5 protein-coding genes are annotated in these 4,028 nt (G+C 37.1%); 2 read left to right on the top strand and 3 right to left on the bottom strand.

Annotated features, from left to right (window positions below; all coding sequences use genetic code 11):
* Positions 1-516 precede the first annotated feature (516 nt).
* The gene (locus NI462_RS14750) at positions 517-1,488 is read right to left on the bottom strand and encodes a GlxA family transcriptional regulator (RefSeq protein ID WP_004976500.1); all 972 of its coding nucleotides are present in this window, start codon (positions 1,486-1,488) and stop codon (positions 517-519) included.
* Positions 1,489-1,620: 132 nt separating this feature from the next.
* Between NI462_RS14750 and NI462_RS14745 the strand changes: the two genes are divergently transcribed.
* Together NI462_RS14745 and NI462_RS14740 are read left to right on the top strand one after the other, a co-directional pair.
* A complete protein-coding gene (locus tag NI462_RS14745) occupies positions 1,621-2,505 on the top strand; it encodes an MBL fold metallo-hydrolase (protein ID WP_178929016.1) in 885 nt (294 codons plus the stop codon).
* An 84-nt stretch (positions 2,506-2,589) separates the two neighbouring features.
* Complete coding sequence (locus tag NI462_RS14740; RefSeq protein ID WP_004637127.1) at positions 2,590-3,132, top strand: cysteine hydrolase family protein; 543 nt, start codon at positions 2,590-2,592, stop codon at positions 3,130-3,132.
* 89 nt (positions 3,133-3,221) lie between these two features.
* On the opposite strand, the gene NI462_RS14735 is transcribed toward NI462_RS14740, so the two are convergent.
* Together NI462_RS14735 and NI462_RS14730 are read right to left on the bottom strand one after the other, a co-directional pair.
* Entirely contained in the window at positions 3,222-3,527 is a 306-nt protein-coding gene (locus tag NI462_RS14735) for a helix-turn-helix domain-containing protein (RefSeq protein WP_005020909.1), read from the bottom strand.
* Entirely contained in the window at positions 3,511-3,831 is a 321-nt protein-coding gene (locus NI462_RS14730; protein ID WP_005020911.1) for a hypothetical protein, read from the bottom strand. The genes NI462_RS14735 and NI462_RS14730 overlap by 17 nt, the downstream gene beginning before the upstream one ends.
* Positions 3,832-4,028: the final 197 nt, after the last annotated feature.

The following is a 4,028-nucleotide window of genomic DNA, read 5'->3' as shown; positions in this document are numbered from 1 at the left end:
TTAATTTAAATTCTTGAGAATATTTAGCCATTAAAAAGCACCCTTCAAATTAGACTAAGAGTGTCCAACTTTCGGGGTGCAGATTATCCTGCCGGGGTTTTTCATATTGGGTTGCTAAGTATGACTCCTGTCTTACCTCACGTTCCTGGTGCGATCTTTCTTATTCTTGTTGTTTGGAACATCCTGTTCTCTATGGCTTCATCATAGGAAAATTCACCTATCCTGGACAGCCGTAAAGAACCAGAATTTACGTAAGCCCAGGCGTACAAAATAGCCTAAATTTTATCCACAGCAATTGGGGATAGTTTCGGATCCTAGAAGCCGATGAAATGGGCGCTGATTGCTAAATCGATCGTTTTTTAATCAAATTTACTGGCGAAATGTTACAGATTCGCTTAAAAACTCACCAACTTATTACAAAAGCCGATTTTTTGCCTTTTCTTAGTCATGACTAAAATTTTAAGTTATTGATTTAAATATTAATATACAGGTGTACTTCGTATAATCGCCATTATGTTAAATGGGTGGATTATTTTCATTAATGATCCCAAAAGCTTTTCTCCATGCCTGAGGGCTGGTGCCATATTTTTCACGAAAATTTTTTCTAAATGACACGGTATTATTAAAACCTGAAAGCTCGGTTATCTTTTCGATAGACAAGTTTGTCGTTTCTAAAAGTTCACAACTTAATCTGATTCTTTCAGTATTCAGCCAATCGACTAGGGTCATGCCTGTCGCTTTCTTAAAATGCCGTGTGAACGTCCTGCGTGTCATATGTGTCCGTTCAGCGAGGCTTTCAATATTATGTTGTAAAGCTAAATTCTTTCTTAAAAAATCAAGTAATACATTAATTTGTGCATCTTGGCTCGATTCTGCGACTGGCTGTTCAATAAACTGAGCTTGCCCACCTTCACGGTGAGGCGGGATCACCATTACTCTAGAGACTTTATTCGCAATTCGTGCATTATAGATTTCTCGTACCAAATATAGGCAGCAGTCTAATGCTGCACCTGTTCCAGCAGAGGTTACAATCCTTTGGTCTTCTACATACAGGGCATCATGATCAAGTTGAACCTGTGGAAACCGCTCACTGAAATCTTGTTCAGCCATCCAGTGCGTAGCTGCTTTTTTATGGTCAAGTAAACCAGCATATGCCAGTGCATAAGTTCCATAGCATAACCCTACAATTCTAATTCCAGTCTGATATGCACAATTTAGGGCATCGATAAGTACTTGTTCAGGCTCGTGATTAAAATCATCCCACCCAGGAATAATAATAAGATCCGACTCTTTAATGAGCTCGACCCCACCATCAGGGATAATCATCATAGACTGTTCTGTTGTTACGGGCTGGCCATCTATAGAAAAAATTTTCAGATCAAATAAGCGTTTATCTTCAATCTTGATATTGAAAATGATATGGGGGATAGAGAAGTGAAATGGATTTATATTGGGATAAACGAACAATCCAATCACTGGTATAGCCATTCGATCTACCTCTCTAAAATAATAAATATAGCATGTTGTCCCAATAGTTTCGATGATTGTCCTTAAGGACAATTTTTTTGTTTGATGATTTCTATCATGATTCAAGTATGACTAAATGATTGGATCTAGAACATGAATAAAATTTTAAGTAGCTCTGTTATTGCACTCTCTCTGGCAATGGCTTCAGTCCATTTATATGCGAATGATAAAGTGGTTCAGCGAGATACCTCTAAAGTGACGCATATACAAGAAATTCGCAATGCAACGATTAAAGTAACCTATGCTGATACGACTTTTTTAATTGACCCAATGTTTGCTAAAAAAGGGTTCTATGAAGGTTTTCCTGATACTCATCGTAGCTATTTACGGAATCCATTAGTCGATTTGCCTATTAAGCCTGAAACGATTTTAGAAGGTGTAGATGCGGTAATCGTGACCCATACACATTTAGATCATTGGGATGATGCAGCACAAGCGACTATTCCGAAAAACATGCCTTTGTTTGTACAAAATACAGAAGACCAAAAAGTCATTCAGTCACAAGGCTTCAAAGATGTTCGTGTATTAACGCAAGCAACTTTTGAAGGGATTAAGCTCACTAAAACTGGTGGTCAACACGGTACTGATGCCATGTACCGTATTCCTAAGCTTAAAGCTGGATTAGGCGAAGCAATGGGTGTGGTATTTGAAGCTGCGGGCCATGAAATGGTTTATGTAGCTGGTGATACCATCTGGCGTTCTGAAGTTGATCAAGCGATTCAAACATTTAAACCTGATGTGATTGTATTGAATACAGGTAACGCCTTGGTTAATGGCTTTAAAGAATCCATTATTATGGGTAAAGAAGATACTTATCGCGCAACTCAGAAAGCACCAAATGCCAAAGTTATTGCTGTTCACATGGATGCCATTAACCACATGTCGGTAACACGTGCTCAGCTTGCAGAATATGTAAAAGACAAAGGAATTCAAGATAAGGTTTTAATTCCTATCGATGGTGAAACACTTTCTTTCTAAAGTAACTTAAAGAAATGGAATACTTCCACTTCTTTAAAAACCTAAGTAGAACAAAACAAATATTAGTTAAGTAAAGGAACAGATATGTCAAAATCAGCTTTATTAGTTATCGACTTACAAAATGAATATCTACCTACAGGTAAATTACCATTGGTAAATATTGAACAAGCTGCTGCTAATGCAGTGAAAGTAATTGCGAAAGCCCGTCAACAGGGTACTCAAGTGATTCATGTCCAACATATTGCTGATGCTGAATCTCCTATATTTGAACCTAGCTCAAATGGTATTGAATTTCAGGACACAGTTAAGCCGCAAGAAGATGAATCTGTGATCATTAAAAATCACATCAATGCGTTCTTAAACACGAATCTCAAAGAAATTTTAGATAGCAATCAAGTGACTGAGTTAGTCGTGATTGGTGCTATGACGCATATGTGTGTTGATGCTGCTGTTCGTGCTGCTTCTGATTTTGGTTATAAGGTAAAAGTGATACATGATGCTTGTGCAACACTAGACTTGGAATTTAATGGCGTTAAAGTACCTGCTGGTCATGTCCATGCAACATTAATGGCCGCTTTTGAATTTGCATATGCTCAAGTAATATCAACTGAAGATTATGTTAGCTAAAGACTAAGATTTCCTAAAATTAACATAATACACGTTATTCGAAGTCAAAAATGGGAGCCTTTAGCTCCCATTTTTACTATATTTTTTAATTAGCTAAGAGCTTCTCTAACAAAAGAAGGATCTTTGATAAACAGCTTAATTAAGGATTGTGCTGCTTTAGATGGTTTACGTACACCTTGTTCCCAACTTTCCAAAGTACGCACAGATACACCTAAAGTTTCGGCAAATTCACGTTGGCTTAACTCTGATTTTTGGCGAGCTAAAGCGACATCAGTCTGAGTAATGGTATAAGTTTTGACTGGAGCATTGGCAAGCATTTCATCTACTGCCATAAGTAATTCAGCACCAATATCTCGTTCAGCATCACGGCTTACAATATCATTTGAGCGATTCATTTAACTTCTCCACTAAAGCACGTAGTACTTTTTTATCGAGTTGATCAACAGCAGATTTCCCATAAATGGTAAGTAACCATATTTGTCCATTAGCTAGACGGTTGTAATAGATTACTCTGACTCCACCGCTTTTACCTGTCTTACCAGATCCCCAACGAACTTTACGTATTCCTCCTGAGTTAGGTTCTACATCACCAACTTCAGGATTGGAAGCAAGAAAAATTTTAAACTCGTTGTATTCTTTTTCTGTCCAATAGTCTGAATAAAACTTACTGAACAAAGATGTTTCGCATATTGTATACATCAAGCTTCCATACTATCTACTACTATGTAGTAATTTTATTGTACTACATAGTAGTACTTTATCAATGTTTTTCTCAAATTTCGTATAACAACCATTATGTTAAATGGAACCTTCTTTAGTTGAATATTCATACTTTCAATGGAGCAAAACTTGCAGAATCTTGTCTAATTTGTAATCCTTGCAGCCAAGGGTGTCTA

Source organism: Acinetobacter lwoffii, assembly GCF_024129715.1.
In the GTDB taxonomy this organism is placed as follows: domain Bacteria; phylum Pseudomonadota; class Gammaproteobacteria; order Pseudomonadales; family Moraxellaceae; genus Acinetobacter; species Acinetobacter lwoffii_U.
Note: the sequence above shows the minus strand (reverse complement) of the source record. Positions and strands in the feature narration are given on the sequence as shown.